The organism is Chryseobacterium sp. ZHDP1, assembly GCF_018603435.1.
GTDB classification, from domain to species: Bacteria; Bacteroidota; Bacteroidia; order Flavobacteriales; family Weeksellaceae; genus Chryseobacterium; species Chryseobacterium indicum.
On the sequence record NZ_CP075682.1, the window covers coordinates 4,611,535 to 4,632,195 of the forward strand.

A 20,661-nucleotide genomic window follows, 5' to 3' on the forward strand; every position below is an offset into this window, starting at 1 on the left:
TGTCCGCAATTTGTAATCTGACTAGTCCTGAAAAAGGTTAACTAGTTTTATATCACAAATATACTTAAATCAGAGTAGGAATTTTCCTATTCTGATTTTGTTTTTTATAGGTTTTTAATTTCACATTATTTTTCATGTGTACTTGGTTTGGAATATTATAATGTAAAGAAAAATGCGGTCTTAAATTGTTATAGCAATAAATTGCTTGTTCAAGCTGTTGGGAAAGATTTTTAAAATTTTCAAAAGTATCAATCAATCCAAATTCATGTTTCAGAATACCATTCACTCTCTCTGCTATAGCATTTTCATAAGGATCCGAATTTTCGGTCATACTGATAAGCATATCACTTTTCTTGAGTGTTTCAGTATATTCTTTACTGCAATACTGCAACCCTCTGTCTGAATGATGAATGAGTGAATGCTTGTACAGTCGATTCTGTATGGCTTGCTTTAATGCTTTCAACGTAGAGTTGGTCTGTAAATTATCACTCAATTCGTATCCTACAATTTTCTTAGAATAGGCATCGGTAATCAGATGAAGATAATAATTCTTCTCTTTGGTCTTGAGATAAGTAATATCTGCAACCCAAACTTTCTCCGAACATTTCAATTCTTTTCCTTTGATAATATTGGGATATTTTTTCATCCAATGTCTGGAATTGGTTGTTTTAAAATAGCTGTGCCTTCTGGGAATTAAAAGATAATTTGATCTCAAAATGCTAAACAACTGATCCCTTCCTACATGAATTTCTTCCTTTTCAAAATCATTCTTAAGTAAAACATAAAGTTTTCTAGTACCTATTTTAGGCATCTTTTTACGAATTGATACAACCAATTCTATAACTCTTGTTTCATGATCTGTAGAAACAGGCTGTTTTTGTCTCTTGTAATAAGCTTGCTTACTGTAGCCAAACAATCGGCAGATATTCTCTGTTGAAAGAGTCGTATTTACCTTTATTTCCTGGATTGATTGGAACCAGACTTTTTTACAATCTCAACCTTAAGCTCACGCTCTGCAATTTCTATAAATTTCCTGAACACTTTGAGTTCTTCTTCCTTTTTGGCCAATGCTGCTTCAAGCTCTTTAATCTTCTGTTTCTGTGGATCTTTCATGGGTCTGCCTTTACTTAATTGTTTTTCATAAGTAAAGTTACCATATTTCATTAACCATCTGGGAATGCAGGAATTACCCCTGATATTATAGCGGGTTTGTAATTGTGATTTTGTATATAATCCCCGCTCATATTCGGAGACAACTTGTCTTTTAAATGCTTCACTGTATTCTTGAACAGGGGCGGATACTTTTTTTAATCTCATTAGGATGACTGGTTTTTTGGTATTTAGTAGTCAACCTTTTTCAGGACAAGACAATCATTAAAAAAACTTTGGATTCTTTGCTGGGTGAAAAGTTTATACTGAGTTTGTCTAAAACTAAACAGATGCTTAATTAAAACTAAACAATAAAAATAGATAAAGATTGCTTCGTCACGTTGTTCCTCGCAATGACATTATTTCGAAAGAATGTTTTTCACAATCATTTCCGCATGAATTCTGGAATTTTCAATAAACCAGAGATGTGTATCTTTTCCTCCGCAAACTACACCCGCCAAATATAAATTCGGAACATTGGTTTCCATGGTTTCAGGATGATAAAGCGGGTTCAGACAATCGCCCTGCAATTCAATTCCGGAATTTTTTAAAAAATCAAAATCAGGAAGATAGCCGGTCATTGCAAGAACAAAATCATTTTCAATTTCCTGCACTTCACCTTTTTCATCTTTAAAAACAACGGAATGCTGTTTAATTTCAATCAATTTGGCATTGAAATGCGCTGCAATACTTCCTTCCGCAATTCTGTTTTCAATATCCGGTTTCACCCAGTATTTTACACTTTTTGAAATCTCGGAATGTCGGATAATCATGGTGACTTCCGCGCCTTTTCTGTAAGTTTCCAAAGCAGCATCGACCGCCGAATTGCTCGAACCGACCACAACAATTTTCTGTTTTGCGTACGGATAAGGTTCTGTATAATAATGTCTTACTTTGGGTAAATCTTCTCCGGGAATATTCATCAGATTCGGAATATCATAGAATCCCGTTGAAATAATGACGTTTTTCGCTAAATATTTTCCTTTCGAAGTTTCAATGGTGAAAATGTCATTCTCTCTGGAAACTTTTTCTACCTTTTCATATAAATTGATGTTGATATTCCGCTGTCTTGCAATTCCTTGATAATATTCCAGCGCTTCCTGTCTTCCCGGTTTTGGAGCCGTTGAAATAAAGGGAATTCCATCAATTTCCAGTTTTTCAGCAGTTGAGAAAAACCGCATATACAAAGGATAATTGTACAGAGAATTAACGATGGTTCCTTTTTCGATAACCCGATAAGAAAGATTATTTTTCTGCGCTTCCAGTGCACAGTTCAGCCCGATCGGTCCGCCTCCGATGATAAGAATATCTAAAATTTCCATACAACAAATGTAAGGAAAACCCATCAACAAAGGCTTTTTTCGATAAAAGCAAAAAACTATTGCTGTAATAATGACCATCTATTCGATAAATATGAAATTTCTTCAATTCAAAACATGGCATTTATTTTGGTGAATTATGATCAGACATTAAGAAAAATGAAGAAAATTATCTTTTCCCTGCTTATTTTTTCGGCAGTTGCATGTGAGAAAAATCCTGAAAAATTTGTTAATGATGAGGTGAATGCAAAAGGCAAAACGGTTTCAGATGATTCAGTTATCAGTAAAACGAAAATTACCAAAGATCAGGCTTTAAAAAAGGTCAATGAGGATATTATACAAACCTTAAAAGATCAAGATTTTAAGAAGTTTGCGGAATTTATTCACCCTGAAAAAGGAGTTCGCTTTTCGATGTACGCTTTCGTAAATCCAAAAGAAGACAAGTTACTTTCAAAAGCGGATTTTATCAGATATCAACCTACCAAAACCCTTTTCACTTGGGGAAGAATGGATGGTTCCGGAGATCTGTACAGAGCGACTATTCATGATTATTTAACAGACTGGGTGTATTCCAAAGACTTTGCGACAGCGCAGGTTTCTTTAAATGCGTTTCAGGGAAAAGGCAATTCTCTGAATAATGTAAAGGAAATTTATCCAAATGCAGATTTTACGGAAAATTTCATCAAAGGCTCAGAAGTCAACTCCGAAATGGACTGGAAATGCCTTCGTTTGGTTTTTGAAGAATTTCAGGGAAAATATTATCTTATTGGTGTTGTTAACGATCAGTGGACGATTTAGAATAAATTAAAAAAATTCGACAGATTTAGTGCGATTTTGCAAATACTCAGTGCAATATTTAAACAATGTATTATTGTGAAATATGATTTTCATTGAGAAAGAGGTTCAACGATCCTATGTCATTCTGACGAAGGAAGAATCTCATAAATAGCTGTTTTTATAAGCAACTGAATTGTTAATAACTATATTTCGGCAGAGACCCTTCAACAAGCTTAGGATGACATCTCTAATACTAACATAATGTGATGTCTACACAGTAGCGTTAATATGTAAAATTTTCGTGATTATAAAATTTCCGCTAATTTTTTAGTTAAATTTTTTCTTGAAAACTGTTCAATATTTTGTGTGTTTTCCGAGAGATTTCCGTTTTTCCAAAGTTCAAATTTTTCTAAAATAAATTCTTTAATTTTCCCGGAATCATCATAACTGAAATGTTTTCCTGCCTGTGTTTCACTTAAAATTTTAGAAACATCTGCATCTTTAGGTCCAAAAGAAATGATTTGTTTTCCTGTTGCCAGATATTCAAATATTTTTCCGGGAATGATCCCTTTGGAAGAATCATTAGGAAAGTTGGTGATGAGCAGTATTTCCGAAGTCTGCATTTCTTCAATCGCTTTATCGTGAGAAAGATATCCTAAATTCAGAATATGATTTTTCAGGTCTGAATGTTCTATAGAATTCAGAATTTTATCATCAATTCTTCCGGCAAATTTCAAGGTAAACTTTTCAGCGAATTCTTCATTTTCTGTCACCAGATCATTTAGAGCTTTCCAGAGATTTTCAGGGTTTCTCAACTGTTCCAGAACTCCGATGTAACTTAATGTGAATTTTGTTTGAGTGTTGGAAAATTTAAGTGTTTGAGTGTTTGAGTCTGACTCGTCAAAACCGTTCGTAATACAAAGTGCATTCGCTCCGTTTTTACAGAAATTTTCAGCATCGGTGTAGCTTGTTGCTAACGTAATATCTGCGTTTCTGAACACTTCGCTTTCCAGTTGACGGTGCTTTCGATCCGAACTTTTGGTCAGTTTTAAGTGTTTGTAATAAGAGATTTCTGTCCACGGATCACGGAAATCGGCAATCCATTTCAATTTAGGAAGTTTCTTTTTTAAATGTAAACCTATTAAATGTAAAGAATGGGGTGGTCCCGAAGTTACCACAACCTCAATCTGATTCTCTTTTAAATATTGTTCCAAAAATTTTATGGAAGGTTTTACCCAGAAAACTCTCGCATCGGGAATAAAAAAGTTGCCTCTCACCCAAATCGAAAGCTTAGATTTCCAGCTTTGATTTTTCCCGACATCAAACTGCCCCGCTTTAAATTTTTTGTTGCTTTTGTTCAGCTTTTCAGCCAGTTGATAAGGTTCCCAGATTTTTGTTTTTACAATTTCCAGATCTTTCGGAACATCTTTCAATAAACTTTCATCCAGCAAAGGATAACTCGGATTTTCCGGTGTATAGATCACAGGTTTCCATCCGAATTCAGGTAAATATTTTGCAAATTTCAGCCATCTCTGCACACCTGGACCTCCCGCCGGAGGCCAGTAATAGGTGATGATGAGTATTTTTTTTGGTTCCATTAATAATTGTTTTAACCGCAAAAGAGGCAAAAGATGATGATGATTTTTTAGCTATTCAAAAGGTGACAAAATGTAATTCACTATTTTAATCGTATTGATCAAAATATTTATTAATAAATGTCTCTTGACCAAAGTGATAAATATTTTTTACATTAAAATTTACTAAAACACCTTTTGGTACTTTTAGTAGATTCATATAATTTAGAATTTGAGATTTGTGAATTTCCAAAAGAGAAGATACAGCTTTTATTTCCAAAACAATTAAATCTTCAATTAGGAAATCGCATTTGAAATCACAATTTAAATACTCATCTTTATAAATTACAGGAATTTGAAACTCAGATTTATATTCGATATTCCTTAATTTAAACTCTTTTTCTAAAGCTTTATGATATACAATTTCTGCCAAACCTGCGCCTAAAATCTTGTGAACTTCTATACAAGCTCCATTAATTCTATAGGTAAGATCTGTAATGTATTTTTGAGTAATCATAAGCACAATGCTTTTTCAAACTTTTGAATTTCTAAATCTTTTCCATTTGTCTTTTGTCTCTTTTGCGGTAAAGAAAATAAATCCCAAAACCACTTAACAGAATAAATAAACCGAAGCAGATTAATGAAATCCATTTTCCTTTTTCGATAACTTCCGGTTCGAAGATCATTCTCACACTATGATTTCCCGCAGGAACGTGAACGGCACGAAGAATATAATCTGCCTTAATGTAAGGAACTTCTTTTTCGTCGATGAAGAATTTCCAGCCGTGAGGATAGTAAATTTCAGAAAAAACTGCCAATTGCGGAGTCTTAGACTGCGATTTAAATTCCAGTTCGTTAGGTTGATATTTCGTTAGATTGATAAACGCTGTTGAGTCTGCCTGAACAGGTTTTCCGTCAAAATATTTCTTATCATCTGCGGAAATAACAGCGGTTCTTTTGCTGTTGATGGTTCCGATTGCTTTAATTTCCTGATTGGGAGATTCTACGAATTTAAGATCGCTTACAAACCATGCGTTTCCATTGGCTTTTGGATTCGGCATTGCCTGAGGTTGTTCCGGACCTCCTAAAACCAAATATTTTGCATTCAGAAGATTCAGGATATTCGGAACTTTTACAGAATCCATGATCTGGAAATATTCGTTGATTACATCATCGTATCTTCTCAGTTTTACCGCATGATAACCACCGATGGAAGATTTGAAATAAGAAGTGTTTGTCTCGCTGAATGTTCCTAAAATATTGTTGAAAATTCTGTAATGCGTTTTGTCTTTTTCAGCGATGGTTTCTAATGTTTTGTTCACATTTACATTCGCTAAAATCGGTTCCAGATTTGGATTTCCCTGAACTTTTTCAGCCATCAGATCTGAGCTTTCCGTCTGGAAAGGATTTTCAGCAAAGATTTTATCCACATAATTGTCATCGTTCAGATAACGTTTGTTAACTGTCCAAAGATCGAATAAACTGACTACTCCGATAATTACCAGAGCAATGTTCTGATTCAGCTTTTGCTTTAAAACAAGAAATAAGGCGCCCACTGCAATAGCAACATAGATGAATGCTTTAATAGCATCAATTCTGAATAATTTAAATCTTTCGTCTATAAGATAATCCAACAGGAAAGGAGGAAGATAGGTTTTTTCATTATCGGTATGAAATCCTAACAGAGATTTTCCGAAAACCAGTAAAATCAATACAAAACTTAAAGTTCCGCCTCCTACGTAAAGAAGAATTTTTTGTTTGTATTCCTGTGTGAGTGTTTTATCTGTGAAGAATCTGTATAATCCGATGATCGCAATTAAAGGAAATAGTAATTCTACAACCACCAAAATAGAAGAAGGTGCTCTGAATTTATTATAAAACGGCACGAAATCGATGAAAAAGTCGGAAAGTGCCATGAAATTACTTCCCCAAGCTAAAAATACGGTAAGAATAGAAGCTCCTAAAATCCAATAGCGGTATTTTTTCCATGCGATGAAGAATCCTAAAAGTGCAAGAAAACAAACAATAGCTCCCTGATAAGCAGGTCCCGAAGTTCCCGGCTGATCTCCCCAATAGGTTAGATTCCCGAAACCTTTGGAAATTCTGTCATATTCAGCTTGTGAACTTACGTTTTCCTGAACCAGTTCCTGAATTTTAGCCATCATTTCCTTTCCTTCCGGCTCCTGACTTCCACCTCCCATTAATCTCGGGATGAAAAGGTTTAAAGTTTCCAGTTTTCCGTAGCTCCACATCAGCATACTTTCTTTATCCATTCCGGAATCTCCGCCTGTATTGCTGCCGTTTGTAAGGATCTGTTTTCCACGAACGGTTTCTTTGATGTATTCTGAATTCGCCATGATTCTCTGAGAATTCATTCCGACTCCGATTAAACATGAAGCGGCAACAATTCCGGACGAAATCAGGAAGTGTTTCATTGGTGTTTTTTTCAGAATACCTCTTATCAGTTCGGAAAGGAATAAAAATCCTAACGCTAAGAAAAGATAATACGTCATCTGTGGGTGGTTTGCAGCAATCTGAAGCCCCATAAATAGGGTAGTGACAATGAATCCCCAAACGTACTGTTTCCGGATGTAAACGAGTAAAATTCCGGCTAGAAGCGGTGCGAAATATTCAATGGTATTGATTTTTCCGTTGTGTCCCGCTGCGATGGCAATATAAAAATAGGTGGAAAGTCCGAAAAAAGTAGCTCCTAAAAGAGCATATTTCCAGTTTCTTACCACAACCATTCCCAAAAGGAAAAATCCTGCGGAAAGAAGAAAAAGATAATTAACCGGTCTTGGCAGAAAATTCAGTTTGGAATCGATTTTTTTGATGATGTCTCCGTTAAACTGACTTCCCATCTGATAAGTCGGCATTCCTCCGAACATGGAATCGCTCCAGTAGGTTTCTTTTCCGGTATCGGCTCTGTAATCGAGAAGCTCTTTTGCTCCGCCCCGATACTGCACAATATCATGCTGGAAAAGCTGCTTTCCCGTGAAAACAGGAGTGGAGTATAAAAATGCTAAAACGATAAATACAACTAATGAAATTGCAATATAAATCAGGTTTTTATTTTTCGCCATGTTGATGGTTATTATCTAAATATTTTTCGGAATTGTTACCTTTTGCTGTTGTTTTCTTTTACCTCTTCATAATCAACGGTTTCTGCATCCCAGTTGATTTTTTTCTTCGTATTGTCTGAGTTTTTGATGTTCTGCTCCCCTCTGTTTTCATTTCTGTTCTGGTTAAACAGATAGCTGTGAAATTTTTTGAAAAAGATTCTCTTCAGAATATTCCACACAAAATAGATAATAATGGTTGCGAGTACAAACTCAAAAATATGTTTCATCATAATAAAAATATTTAAGGTTTAATGTTCAAAGCCGTTATTACGCTCCGACATTTCAACTTTAAAAAGTTCTGCTTTATTTAGCAGAAGGATTTACCATTACGGAAGAATTGGAAACGCTCGTCATAGACTGGGTTTCTTTTCCGTTTGAAATACTTTCAATCTGTGTCGTTTTCACAGAAATATTCTGGTTTTTGATCCATCCTGTATTTTGGTCAAACGTAATCGTTCCGTTCTGCGTAAGTTCCGTGCTTAAGCTGTGGGTAACTTCTCCCTGATTCTGTTTATTAACTTTCTTTGGAATTCCTCCGGTTACCGAAATTTCTGCCACACCGTTTCCTACACTTTTCAGAATGTAGTGAGAGGTCACTTTAATATTTCCCTGTGCATCAGCATTTTCGCTGTTCGTCCATTTTTCTCCGATTTTCGCCCCTTTTTTAGGAATAATCGTTAAGTTTTTGTTGAACTGATCTCTAAGAACTTTTTCGTTAAAAGATTCCTTAAGACTTGCAACTACGCTCTCTTTCTGGTTTTTATCTTTAATCAATGATCCTACAGAATTGGCAACTTTAGTGTAAACAGCATCAAAACCTGTAATTGAAATTACATTTCCTTTGGTGTCCATCTTCATGTTCAGTTTATTTCCGGTCAATGCTCTGTTGATATTCCAGATCATCTTCAGGTCATCCTCTTTCGGGATCGGCATTTTGGTATCCACTACGATTGTTTTTCCCTGTGCCGTCTGAGAGCTTCTTTTAGCGATTAAATTTAAGGTAATATCATAAACATTTCCTTTAATATCATTCACCGTAAAAGACATTTCGTCCGTAGATTCGCTTGTTCCGTTCAGAGTTTTCCCTTGAGGATCAGTCATTGTTTTCGTATCTCTCTGATACGTTGTTAAAGGATAAGTTTTTCCTTTTTCCAGTTTAAAAGTCTGCGTATACACTCCCGCTGAATCTTTAATCGCCGGATTTTCCTCTACTTTTGCTACAGAATCTGCCGGAACTTCCACTGTAATTGTTTTTCCGGTTTTAGGATCTACTTTTGTAATTTTTGCCGTTTCCTTTTTGTTGCACGAAACAATGGCTATGGTTGAGATAAGCGCTAAAGCTGCTATGTTTTTCATTCGATTTTTTTAATTTATTTTACTGCTGTTTTCTAATATACTTTCTACAATATCCTGTAGCTTTCCCTGAGATTCTCCGTCGGATTCATTGGATAATATAACAACTCCCATGTTTTCTGAAGGATAAATCTGAAGAACACCGGAAAAACCAAATGTTCCTCCTGTATGATAAATTGTTTTTGTTCCGTCTTCATAGGTATGGATTCTCCAAAATAATCCTGTCTGATCGCCTTCAGTTTTTACAACAGGAGTATGTGACAAAGCTACATATTTATCATTTTGACTGAGGTGATACTGCATATATTTTACCAAATCTTCTGTGGTAGAAAGAATCCCTCCTGTCGGAGCCATGATTGTTGTAATATTTCTGGGCATTACTTTACCCTTTTCATTATAACAGGTCATGAGTTTTACTGAATCTATACTAATTATTGTATGATTCATTTTCAGAGGTTTGGTTATATATTCCGAAAGTAATTTTTCATAGCTTTTATGATATACTTTTTCCAGAATATCGCCTGCGATCTGTGTTCCTACGTTGGAATATTTATAATCTGTTCCGGGCTTAAATGCCACTTTTGCTTCGTAAAGATCTTCATAAAATTTCTTTTTAGAATAATTTTTATAAAACTTTGACAAAGCAAAAGCTACAGAATCCATTGGTTTTTTAAATGTTTCCGACTGATCGGGCAAAAACTGCGGTAATCCTGAAGAATGATTGGTAAGATGTGCAATCGTTATGGGTTGCTTATCAAACTCAAGATTTGTGTAGTTGCCATTTAAATATTTGCGGATATCATCATTCAGTTTAATTTTTCTATCTATCAGTGCGTGCGCGAGAAGTGTTCCTGTAAATGTTTTGGTTATTGATGCAATTTCATAAACACTTTTTGAAGTCGGAAGTTTTGACTTTCCTAATTCTGTTGTCCCATAATTATAAAAATAGCTTTTACCATCTTTAAAAATCCCTATGGAAATCCCAACACGAGCCGGATCTTCCATATAAACAGATACTTTCCTTTGAACCAGCTTATCGAGATTGGTTGTCAAAGGATTATCTGTAGGGATATTTTTGTTTTGAGCATTACAAGCTATTGCAAAACAAAAAGGTAAAAGAATTTTAATTTTCATATTTTACGCTTTCGAAGCGGTAATCATTTTCTGTCTCACTGCTTCATATAAAATCGCTCCACACGCAACAGAAACATTTAAAGACTGTGTTTTCCCATCGATCGGAAGTTTTATTTTTTCGTCAGAATGGTGAAGAACCTCTTTGGAAATTCCTGTTTCTTCATTTCCCATCACGATTGCACAGGGTTCTGTAAAATCAATATCATAAATTAATTTTTCAGCCTTTTCGCTTGCTGCAAAAACAGAAATTCCGCTTTGCTGAAGAAAATCTACCACATGAGCCAGATTCGGAGCTTTACAGATTTTCACATTATAAAGAGCTCCAGCTGAGGTTTTTATCGCATCGGAATTAATCGGCGCTGCTCCTTTTTCGGGAATAATCACTGCATCCACTCCCACACATTCTGCGGTTCGGCAGATGGCTCCGAAGTTTCTTACATCTGTTAATCTGTCCAGAATCAATAAAAAAGGAGTTTTTCCGTCCTCAAACAATTGAGGAACCACATCTTCCACTTTATGAAAAGGAACATCCGAAATAAAAGCAACTACTCCCTGATGATTTTTTCTCGTAAAACGATTCAGCTTTTCTACCGGAACGTAATTGGGACGGATTTTATTTTTCGCCAGAATGGCTTTAAGTTCAGCATAAATAGGTCCCTGCAATGCATTCTGCACAAAAACCTTGTCAATTGTTTTTCCCGCTTCTATAGCTTCAATTACGGGACGCAGCCCGAAAATGAAGTCATCTTTTTTATCTGTCATTTTGATATTTTAAATTATAAATTGCCCATTTACTTCGTAAGTCAGTTCAATTCTATTGAAAATCACTTTTCACGATTAACTTGCGAAGCAAAATTCAGTTGTACTATCTTCCTTTTTCCCCTAAAATAGCTCTCTTCTGCGCCAAAGCATAGCCATAATGCAGACCTTCGTGCATATTGTTAAAAATAATGGCATCCTGAATACTTTTCAGATCCAGCCCAAAACTTGTGGTGTAAGGCGTATAATCTGAAAAGAAATCGCTGTCATAATCTTTCATCAGGATTTTTGAAGTTTCGGTTAATAAAAACTCCAGATCTTCCACTTCGGATTTCTGCACATCCAGATTCGGAAGCGTTCCTTTTTTATAAGTTTCGATCCAGTATTTATCAATTCTGAAAGGATTTCCGCTTAGATAATAATGCAGCAACTGCTGTGTAGCAACCGTATGAGCAATGTTCCAGTAAAGATTATTGTTAAAACCGTCCGGAATCAGTAAAAGATCTTCGTGAGAAGTGTTTTGCAGAATATCCAGAAGGTTTTTTCTTACTTGTCTGTGTGCTTGAAAATGATAATTCATTTTACAAAAATTTTAATCTCCAAAAATAGTTTAATAAACTGGAAATGACAATTTTTGAACGGTGGATTAAAGTAAAATTTATATATTTTTAAGAAAAATAATATTGATTGTATTGAGTTTTAAGCCTTCATCTATTTAGAATCCTGCATCAATGCCGGAATATTTAACAAACTTTAACTCAAAAATGGCATTTTTTGTGTTGATTAATGCAAGTATTTATTGGAAATTTACCCATTATTTTAAATCAAGATATGTCAGAGATCAATCAAGCTGAAGATATTCGTCAATTGACGGAGCAGGTAAAAGAAGCAAACTACTTTTTTTCTCTTTTGAGACAGGAAATCAACAAGGTTATTATTGGACAGGAATATATGATAGACCGTCTTCTGATCGGTCTTTTGGGCAATGGTCACGTTCTTTTGGAAGGTGTTCCGGGACTGGCAAAAACTCTTGCGATAAAAACTCTGGCTGAAGCGGTTCACGGAGAGTTTTCCAGAATTCAGTTTACGCCGGATCTTCTTCCTGCGGATGTTGTGGGAACAATGATCTACAATGTAAAAGACAATGATTTCTCCATAAAAAAAGGTCCTGTTTTCGCGAATTTCGTTTTGGCGGATGAGATCAACCGAGCGCCTGCGAAAGTGCAGTCGGCTCTTTTGGAGGTGATGCAGGAAAAGCAGGTAACCATCGGAGACGAAACCATGAAGCTTCCAAAACCGTTTTTGGTATTGGCAACGCAAAACCCGATCGATCAGGAAGGTACTTATCTTTTACCGGAAGCGCAGAGCGACCGTTTCATGCTGAAATGTACGATCGATTATCCAAAACTGGAAGATGAAAGAACCGTAATGAGAATGGTTTCCACTTCGCATCAGCCAACTGTAAAACCTGTGATTTCACTTGAACATATTGTTGCGGCGAAAGAATTAATCAATCAGATCTATCTTGATGAGAAGATTGAAAAATATATTCTGGATATGGTTTTTGCCACCCGTTTCCCTGAAGATTACGGACTTTCGGAACTTAAAAATTATATCAGTTTCGGGGCTTCTCCGAGAGCATCAATTAATCTTGCCATTGCTTCCAGAGCGTATGCTTTCTTAAAGGGAAGAGCATTTGTAATTCCGGAAGATGTAAAATCACTTGCAAAAGATGTTCTGAGACACAGAATCGGATTAACTTTCGAGGCTGAAGCGGAGGAAATTTCTTCAGAAGAGATCATCAACAGAATTCTGGCAAAAATTCAGGCTCCGTAATGAGTGAGGTAATTATTAGAAAGGCAGTTCAGGGAGATTGCGCACCAATGCTGGAACTGATTAAAGAACTGGCGGATTATGAAAAGGCTTTGCATGAAGTTACCTTAACTTTGGATCAGTTTATTGAAGACGGATTCGGAAAATCTCCTGTTTGGGGAGCTTTTGTAGCAGAATTTAATGGTGAAATTGTCGGGATATCTTTGTATTACGACAGATATTCGACCTGGAAGGGAAGAAGATTGTACTTAGAAGATTTGGTGGTGACGGAAAACCTGAGAGGAAAACAGATCGGCAAGAAATTATTTGAAGCTACCATAGACTACGGAAAATCTAACCAATACAGCGGAATGGTTTTTCAGGTGCTCAACTGGAACGAGCCTGCAATTAATTTCTACAAAAAATACAGCCCGAAATTTGATGACGAATGGTTGAATGTATCTATTGAATTTAAATAGTAGGGAAGTTGGAAGCATGATGATGGAAGTTTACAAAATCTCAAAAAAACGCTCATACACTAAAACACTCAAACAAAGGAAATGCAGATAAAAGATATTGTAAAAAAAGTTAAGCAGATAGAAATCCGGACCCGAAAGAAGACGGAAGCTACTTTAATGGGGCAATATCACAGTGCTTTTAAAGGACAGGGAATGACGTTTTCGGAAGTTCGTCCCTATCAGTTTGGAGATGAGATCCGCAGGATCGACTGGAACAAAACAGCTCGTTTTCGGGAACCTTTCGTAAAAGTAATGGAGGAGGAACGTGAACTGACGATGATGTTGGTTGTGGATATTTCCGCTTCGATGGATTACGGAACTAAAAATCAGTTGAAAAGAGAATACGTTGCAGAAATTGCAGCAAGTTTAGGTTTTTCAGCAGCGGGAAATAATGATAAAGTAGGTTTAATTCTGTTTGCGGATAAAGTGTACAAAGTAATTCCGCCACAGAAAGGAAGAAAACATATTTTATCCATTATCAGTACCATTTTAACCGCAGATTATGTTCCTGCCATTTCAAAAATTGATAAAGCAATGGAATATATGATGGGAATTTTCAAACGAAAATCTTTGGTCTTCCTGTTTTCGGATTTTGAAGACGAATATGACTCTAAAATGCTGAGAGTAGCTTCCAAAAAACATCAGTTGCTTGGAATGAGAATTTATGATGAAAAAGACAATGAAATTCCGGATGTGGGATATACCTTATTATATGATGCGGAAACCGGAAAGCAGGTTTGGGTAAATACTTCAAGTGCAAGATGGAGATACAATTTTGCAGAAGCCAAAAAGCAGAAAATGAAATCTTTAGAAGAAGATTTTGCCAACAGTTCGGCGAGTTTTATGAATATTAATACAGGTTCGGATTATTCGAGATTGCTGTATAACTATTTTCAGAAAAAATAAAATTGTGAGGTAAGTTTGTCATTCTGAACGTAACGGATGCGGAGTGAAGAATCTATTTGAAATTATTAGATTCCTCCTACGTCGGAATGACAATCTTGCTTCATCATTAAAATTTAATAATAAAATTGAAAAAACTTTTATTTATATTTTGTTTTTTAATCTGTGCAAATGCCTTTTCGCAGATCCTTTCTTCCAGTGTTGAGAAGAAAACCATTGCTTTGGGAGAAGTGAACCATATTGTGATCACCATTAATAACCTGAACAATGAAAAAGTTTCTGCAGCTCGCGAAAATGAGTTGCTGCCTTTTCATTTTGAAGAAATTAAAGACAGTATTGCGCAGACTCAGGATGTTTATTACAGAAGAATTGAATTTGCTGTTTTTGATGAAGGAAAATTTACCATTCCCGAACTGGAATTCAAAGTCAACGGAAAAGTTCTGAAAACAATTCCTTACGAAATTGATGTTATTAATACGGCTCAGAAGACCGACCAGATTAATGATATTATGAACAACAAAGAAGTAAAACTTGAAGTCACAGATTATTGGGAACTGTATAAATTTTACATATTAGCCGCCATTGCGGTGATTTGCCTCATCATTGCGATTATCATGTTCATAAAATACGGACGAAAACCAAAAGATTCGCCGGTTGTCGCCACAAATCAGACCCTGAAGGAACTGGATTCCCTTAAAAAGAAAAAATATGTGGAAAAAGGAGATTACCGTTCATTTTATGTTGAACTGATTGATATTTCCCGAAAATTCATCGCAAAGCAATACCGCGTTCCGGCAGATGTTTTGTTAACGGATGACCTTATCGATGTGATGAAGAAAAACAATACCATTTCTCAGGAAAATGAAAAAATAGTGGAAGACGTATTTTTAAGAGGAGATCTGGTGAAATTTGCGAAAACATTTCCGGATCAGGCAACCATGGAAAAAGATTTTGCCGACATCAGAGATTTTGTAAAAAGATCATCCAAAGATCTTGAATTTGAAAACTTGAGAAAAGATGCCTGATTTTGAATTTTACAGTCCGTGGTTTCTGTTGCTTTTCGCACTGTTTATCCCTTTGTTATTCAGGGATGCAAGCCGACAGAAAAGAAAAGGGATAAAAGTTCCTACGGTAAAAAATATGGGCGAAAGCGGCGGGATTCATTTTATTATGTTTATCCTGAGAATTTCGAAGTATATTATTCTTTCTTCGCTGATTATTGCAATGGCAAGACCGAGAACTTTTACGGTCTCTCAGGACAGAGACGACACCAAAGGAATTGATATTATGCTTTCTGTGGATGTTTCCCTGAGTATGCTGGCAAAGGATTTAACACCCGACCGTTTAACGGCATTGAAGGATATTGCAATTAAATTCGTTAATAAAAGACCGAATGACAGAATTGGTCTCGTTGCCTATTCAGGAGAAGCATTTACGAAAGTTCCGGTAACTTCCGATCATCAGGTTGTTGTGGATGAACTGAACAATCTGAATCCTCTGGAATTACAGCCGGGAACAGCCATCGGAGAAGGACTTTCTGTTGCGGTTAACCATTTGAAAAACAGCAAGGCAAAGAGTAAAATCATCATTCTCATGACGGATGGTGTGAATACCATTGAAAATGCAATGCCTCCTGCAATTGCTGCGGAACTGGCTAAAAATAACGGAATTAAAGTATATTCCATCGGAATCGGAACGAACGGATACGCTTTAATGCCTACACAGACCGATATTTTCGGAGATCTTGTCTTTACGGAAACCGAAGTGAAAATTGATGAGCCTGTTTTAAAAGAAGTCGCACAAATGACGGGTGGAAAATATTTCAGAGCCACATCAAATACAAGTCTTGAAGAAGTGTATGACGAAATTAACCAACTGGAAAAATCTGATGTAAAGGTGGCGAAGCTTTTCAATTATCAGGAATATTTTAAAATTTTCCTGTGGATTGCTTTGGGAATGCTGTTTTTAGACGCTTTACTGAGATGGGTTTTTTATAAAATTTTAAGTTAATGGATTGGTATTTAGGGAATTATTGGTTTTTATTATTGCTATTGCTTCTGCCGCTGTTAGCTTCCTTTTTAATCCGTTTTCTGAAATGGAAAAAAAAGAAAAGAGAAATTTTTGCAGACAGCCAGTTTCATGAGCAGCTATTTGAGAAAAAATCAGGTTTTACGAAGTTTTTTCCCGCACTCTATCTTTTGGGAACCCTGTTTTTAATATTTTCAATTATCGATTTATTAAGTGGTTCAGAAGAAGTGAAATCCAGTCAGAAATTAAACAATGTCATTTTCATGCTGGATGTTTCCAATTCAATGAATGCGGAAGATATCAGTCCGAGCCGTTTAACGGAAGCAAAAAATCTGATGCTTCAGACGATGCAGAAAATGAAAAGCGATAAAGTGGGAATGGTGATTTTTGCAGGACAGGCAACTTCCATTATGCCTTTAACCACAGATTATAATTCAGCAGAAACCTATATCAGCGGAATCGAAACAAACTCCATGCAGATTCAGGGAACAGATTTCCTTAACGGAATGAAGATTGCGGCTGAAAAATTTAAAAACGTAAGCAAAGACGGACGAAAAGTTGTTTTGCTTAGTGACGGTGAAGATAATGAAGGAAATGATGATGCAGCGATACGACTGGCTAAAAAAGAGGGAATTATGATTACTTCCGTCGGAATCGGTACCGAAGAAGGCGCTCCGGTTCCGGAATATGTTTTCGGACAGTTAATGGGATATAAAAGTGATATCAACGGACAGACTGTTATCTCCAAAAGACAGACGGAAGCGCTGAAAAAAATGGCTGATGCAACCGGAGGAAGCTATATTGACGGAAATAACATCAATGAAGCTCCGGACAGAATTTTAGATGCTCTGAAAAAGAAAACAGGATCATCTGAAACGATGGTGAAATCACAAAATGCGAATCATTATTACCAGTATTTTCTGGAAGTTTCTCTATTTTTCTTCTTTCTGATTTATTTATTTAATCCTAAAAGAGATTTTAATGTTTGATAATCCGGATACATTGTCTCAGAATCAGACCATTACTTTAACCCAATTTTAACAAATAAGACACTGTTTATTAACATTTAAAGGAATAATTTTGCACATAATGAATACTAAAATCATTTTTTTATCGTTTATAATTGCTTTCATCTTCTCGGGAAATCTTTTCGGGCAGAAAAATTACAGGACTTTAGTCTATGAAGGCAATGAAAAATTCAACGGTAAAGATTATGATGGGGCGTCTGTAAAGTATCTGGAAGCGATAAGAACCAACAGTAAAGATTTTATAGCGCACTACAATTTAGGAAACGCATTATATAAAAGCAAAAAATACGAAGAAGCAAAAGCAGAATTCGAGACGGCTCAGAAACTTTCTCAGACAATTCCTGATAAAGCGGCTGCTCTTCATAATTTGGGGAATACCTATATGCAGATGAATAAGCCTGAAAAGGCAGCAGAATTCTACAGACAGTCCCTGAAACAAAATCCGTACAGCGAAGTAACAAGAAAAAATTACGAGATTGCCAAGCTGAAGGATAAGGAAAACCAGCAGAAAAAACAACAGCAAAATAACTCCGGTAAAGGAGGCGGTGGTAAAGACCAACAGCAAAATGATGATCAAAAAGGAAAAGATCAAAAGCAGGATCAGGGACAAGGTCAGCAGAATAAAGGAGACGGACAGGGAAATGATCCCAACCGTAACCAGAATAATGAAGGCAAAATCCCTAAAGGTCTCGAAAATCAAATACTCAACAAAGTAAGCGATAAGGAAAAAGAAACCGCCAGAAGAATTTTGAATAAAAATTCTTATTCGATGCCCGAGAGCAACGAGAAAGATTGGTGATGCAGAACAGAATTATCTACATATTACTCTTAATGTCTTCCGTAATTTCTTACGGACAGGTAAATCTTTCTGTAACTCCTGACAAAACAACGTATAATGGTAAGGAAATAGTAAATCTGAATATTGTTCTTGAAATGAATGGTGGTGAGTATAATCAGCAAACGCCATTACGTTCACCGGACTTGTCAAAATTTAATATCATAGGAAGCGGTTCTGCCAGTAACGGTTATGTGGATCCTGAAACCAATACCGTAATTTCCCAATCTATTACAAGATTAGCTCTTGAACCCAAACAGAAAGGAAAAGTAAAGATCGGATCTTTCCTGATTACCATCAATAATAAAATTTATAAAACCGAACCTTTTGACATTTTTATTAAAGATGTAGAAAAGAAACCGGTTACTGTCAACAATGCTTCAAAAGACGTTTATCTCAATATGGAGATTGATGACCGTGAAGTGTATCAGGATCAGCCTACCATTGCTGTTCTGAAGGTGTATTCAAAAAACATGGATAACTTCAGAAGAGTAAGAAATATACATCTTCCTGAGCAGGACAATCTGGATGTTTTTCCGGTAAGTTTTACCAAATCTGAAATTGATCCTTCCGATGCAGGAAATATGGCATCGCAGATTCTTGCCGTGTTTATGGTTTTCCCGAATGAAGCCGGTTATGTGGACATTCCGGGGGTTTCGGCTTCGCTGAATTCTTATGCTAACAAAAACAAGCTCGTTTCCAATAAAGTAAAGATTAATGTTAAAAAACTTCCTGAAGGTTCTCCGGAATGTTTTAAGAATGCAGTCGGGAATTTTAATGTAACCGTTGTTAATACTTCAAAAGAAAAAATTGAGGTTAAAAAACCGATGAATGTTCTGGTAAAAGTAAGCGGAGAAGGGAATCTTAAAAGCATGGAGCTTCCTAAAATTGCGCAATCTCCGGATTATGAAGTTTTCGCTCCTAAGATCATTTCACGCGTAACGGTTGGAACGGAAGGAATGAAAGGAGAGGTGTTAGCCAATTATCTTGTAATTCCTAAAAAAGCGGGAGAAATTAATATTAAAACAGAACAGTTTGCCTTTTTCGATCCTTCCAGCAAAGAGTATGTAGATCTTGGACAGCAGTCTTTAGCGGTAAATGCTTTTTCTCATGATCAGATTCTTGAGTCCCGTACAGCGGTTGAAAAAGTGAATGAGTATACCAATACTTTTTTAGAAACGGTAAATACGCCTGTTTTAAAAACAACTTCATTTAAAGTAAAAGAAAAAAAGAAATTTCACTGGAATGTTCTTTTTATCAATATTGCTATTTTGCTTTCCTTATTCGGAATGTATCTTCTGTTTAAAACATGGCAGAAGAAAAACAGATTATCTAAAGAAATTCAGGCTCCGATGCCATTAGGTTCTGTTGCTGAAACGGAAAATGAAATCCGTGAAAAGTTTAAAACTGACATCAACGATTATTTTGGCTATTTGGAAAATCTTAAAGATAATGAAGATTATCAGAAGTTTTTTCAAACCTTTGATGAACTTGATCAGGAAGTGAAAAATCAATATTCTGGAAATCCTGCTGATCATTTAACCGATTTGCTGGAAAAAGAAAAAGGCTCGTCAATAGCCGAAGAATACAGGAATCTTATTCAGAGAGTACAGGTTGAAAAATATGCTCCGATAAAATCTTCGGAAGGAATGGACGAACTTTTATCCTCCATCGTTAATTTGTATTCTAAGATTAGCAAATAATCAATTTATTTTCATATTTTTGCGAAATTATTAATTGCAAGGAAATGGAAATATTTAATGATTTTTCGATAAAAGAGATTATTACCTGTTTTATGGTTCTTTTTGCAGTGATTGATATCATTGGTTCTATCCCGATTGTGGTAAGTTTACAGCAGAAATTCGGGCAGATTGAAGCTGAAAAAGCATCTATTACAGCAGGAGCCATTATGCTTGTTTTTCTTTTCGTGGGAAACAAAATTCTGAAATTTATTGGTGTGGATGTTAATTCATTCGCAATTGCGGGAGCTTTTGTGATTTTTATCATAGCACTGGAAATGATTCTGGGGATTGAGATCAATAAAACTTCTGAAGCAAAGGCTGCATCCATCGTTCCCATCGCGTTTCCGCTGGTTGCAGGAGCAGGAACCTTAACGACAACGCTTTCTCTGAAAGCGGAGTTTCATGACATTAACATTATTTTTGGAATTATTCTCAACACAATTTTCGTATATTTGGTGCTGAAATCTGCAACGTGGCTGGAGAAGAAAATGGGCGATGCAACACTTGCCATTTTACAGAAAGTTTTCGGAATTATCCTGTTGGCGATTTCAATTAAATTATTCACCGCGAATTTTGCGCAACTGGTGCAGAATTACATTAATTTTTAA

General features: G+C 35.9%; 20 protein-coding genes. 10 read left to right on the forward strand and 10 right to left on the reverse strand.

All coding sequences use genetic code 11. The features are described 5' to 3' along the window. Positions 1–64: 64 nt before the first annotated feature. Together KKI44_RS21335 and KKI44_RS21340 are read right to left on the reverse strand one after the other, a co-directional pair. A protein-coding gene (locus KKI44_RS21335) for an IS3 family transposase (protein WP_214589041.1) occupies positions 65–1,317 on the reverse strand; the annotation gives its coding sequence in 2 pieces (ribosomal slippage) (positions 65–990 and positions 990–1,317; 1,254 coding nt in all). A gap of 191 nt (positions 1,318–1,508) precedes the next feature. Next, the gene (locus tag KKI44_RS21340; RefSeq protein ID WP_214589042.1) at positions 1,509–2,471 is read right to left on the reverse strand and encodes a YpdA family putative bacillithiol disulfide reductase; all 963 of its coding nucleotides are present in this window, start codon (positions 2,469–2,471) and stop codon (positions 1,509–1,511) included. Between the two features lie 156 nt (positions 2,472–2,627). Here KKI44_RS21340 and KKI44_RS21345 point away from each other — a divergent pair, with 156 nt between their 5' ends. Continuing rightward, positions 2,628–3,266 (forward strand): hypothetical protein, encoded by a 639-nt coding sequence (locus tag KKI44_RS21345; protein ID WP_214589043.1) that lies wholly within the window; start codon positions 2,628–2,630, stop codon positions 3,264–3,266. Between the two features lie 284 nt (positions 3,267–3,550). On the opposite strand, the gene KKI44_RS21350 is transcribed toward KKI44_RS21345, so the two are convergent. From KKI44_RS21350 to KKI44_RS21385, 8 genes are all read right to left on the reverse strand, one after another. Beyond that, entirely contained in the window at positions 3,551–4,843 is a 1,293-nt protein-coding gene (locus tag KKI44_RS21350) for a glycosyl transferase family 1 (RefSeq protein WP_214589044.1), read from the reverse strand. 85 nt (positions 4,844–4,928) lie between these two features. Further along, entirely contained in the window at positions 4,929–5,336 is a 408-nt protein-coding gene (locus KKI44_RS21355) for a GxxExxY protein (RefSeq protein WP_116097837.1), read from the reverse strand. Between the two features lie 31 nt (positions 5,337–5,367). Beyond that, the gene (locus KKI44_RS21360) at positions 5,368–7,902 is read right to left on the reverse strand and encodes a hypothetical protein (protein WP_214589045.1); all 2,535 of its coding nucleotides are present in this window, start codon (positions 7,900–7,902) and stop codon (positions 5,368–5,370) included. A gap of 35 nt (positions 7,903–7,937) precedes the next feature. Continuing rightward, positions 7,938–8,171 (reverse strand): hypothetical protein, encoded by a 234-nt coding sequence (locus KKI44_RS21365; protein ID WP_410492755.1) that lies wholly within the window; start codon positions 8,169–8,171, stop codon positions 7,938–7,940. A gap of 73 nt (positions 8,172–8,244) precedes the next feature. Then, positions 8,245–9,297, reverse strand: coding sequence for a DUF6263 family protein (locus tag KKI44_RS21370; protein ID WP_214589046.1), 1,053 nt, complete (start codon positions 9,295–9,297; stop codon positions 8,245–8,247). Positions 9,298–9,306: 9 nt separating this feature from the next. Beyond that, positions 9,307–10,428: a serine hydrolase domain-containing protein gene (locus tag KKI44_RS21375; RefSeq protein ID WP_214589047.1), complete on the reverse strand. Its 1,122-nt coding sequence runs from the start codon at positions 10,426–10,428 to the stop codon at positions 9,307–9,309. 3 nt (positions 10,429–10,431) lie between these two features. Continuing rightward, complete coding sequence (rlmB, locus tag KKI44_RS21380; protein ID WP_214589048.1) at positions 10,432–11,190, reverse strand: 23S rRNA (guanosine(2251)-2'-O)-methyltransferase RlmB; 759 nt, start codon at positions 11,188–11,190, stop codon at positions 10,432–10,434. A gap of 103 nt (positions 11,191–11,293) precedes the next feature. Next, complete coding sequence (locus tag KKI44_RS21385) at positions 11,294–11,767, reverse strand: DinB family protein (protein WP_214589049.1); 474 nt, start codon at positions 11,765–11,767, stop codon at positions 11,294–11,296. A 251-nt stretch (positions 11,768–12,018) separates the two neighbouring features. Here KKI44_RS21385 and KKI44_RS21390 point away from each other — a divergent pair, with 251 nt between their 5' ends. The 9 genes from KKI44_RS21390 to KKI44_RS21430 all read left to right on the forward strand — a co-directional run bounded on the left by KKI44_RS21390 (position 12,019) and on the right by KKI44_RS21430 (position 20,661). Continuing rightward, entirely contained in the window at positions 12,019–13,023 is a 1,005-nt protein-coding gene (locus KKI44_RS21390; protein ID WP_076392594.1) for an AAA family ATPase, read from the forward strand. Then, positions 13,023–13,478, forward strand: coding sequence for a GNAT family N-acetyltransferase (locus KKI44_RS21395; RefSeq protein WP_214589050.1), 456 nt, complete (start codon positions 13,023–13,025; stop codon positions 13,476–13,478). Before KKI44_RS21390 ends, KKI44_RS21395 begins: the two co-directional genes overlap by 1 nt. A gap of 81 nt (positions 13,479–13,559) precedes the next feature. Further along, positions 13,560–14,423 (forward strand): DUF58 domain-containing protein, encoded by an 864-nt coding sequence (locus KKI44_RS21400; protein ID WP_214589051.1) that lies wholly within the window; start codon positions 13,560–13,562, stop codon positions 14,421–14,423. A 125-nt stretch (positions 14,424–14,548) separates the two neighbouring features. Continuing rightward, complete coding sequence (locus tag KKI44_RS21405; protein WP_375180995.1) at positions 14,549–15,445, forward strand: BatD family protein; 897 nt, start codon at positions 14,549–14,551, stop codon at positions 15,443–15,445. Next, positions 15,438–16,430, forward strand: coding sequence for a vWA domain-containing protein (locus KKI44_RS21410; protein WP_214589052.1), 993 nt, complete (start codon positions 15,438–15,440; stop codon positions 16,428–16,430). The genes KKI44_RS21405 and KKI44_RS21410 overlap by 8 nt, the downstream gene beginning before the upstream one ends. Continuing rightward, positions 16,430–17,437 (forward strand): vWA domain-containing protein, encoded by a 1,008-nt coding sequence (locus KKI44_RS21415; protein WP_214589053.1) that lies wholly within the window; start codon positions 16,430–16,432, stop codon positions 17,435–17,437. The genes KKI44_RS21410 and KKI44_RS21415 overlap by 1 nt, the downstream gene beginning before the upstream one ends. A gap of 100 nt (positions 17,438–17,537) precedes the next feature. Next, positions 17,538–18,275, forward strand: coding sequence for a tetratricopeptide repeat protein (locus tag KKI44_RS21420; RefSeq protein WP_214589054.1), 738 nt, complete (start codon positions 17,538–17,540; stop codon positions 18,273–18,275). Next, entirely contained in the window at positions 18,275–20,014 is a 1,740-nt protein-coding gene (locus KKI44_RS21425) for a BatD family protein (protein WP_214589055.1), read from the forward strand. The genes KKI44_RS21420 and KKI44_RS21425 overlap by 1 nt, the downstream gene beginning before the upstream one ends. Before the next feature lie 44 nt (positions 20,015–20,058). Next, positions 20,059–20,661, forward strand: coding sequence for a MarC family protein (locus KKI44_RS21430; RefSeq protein ID WP_076392318.1), 603 nt, complete (start codon positions 20,059–20,061; stop codon positions 20,659–20,661).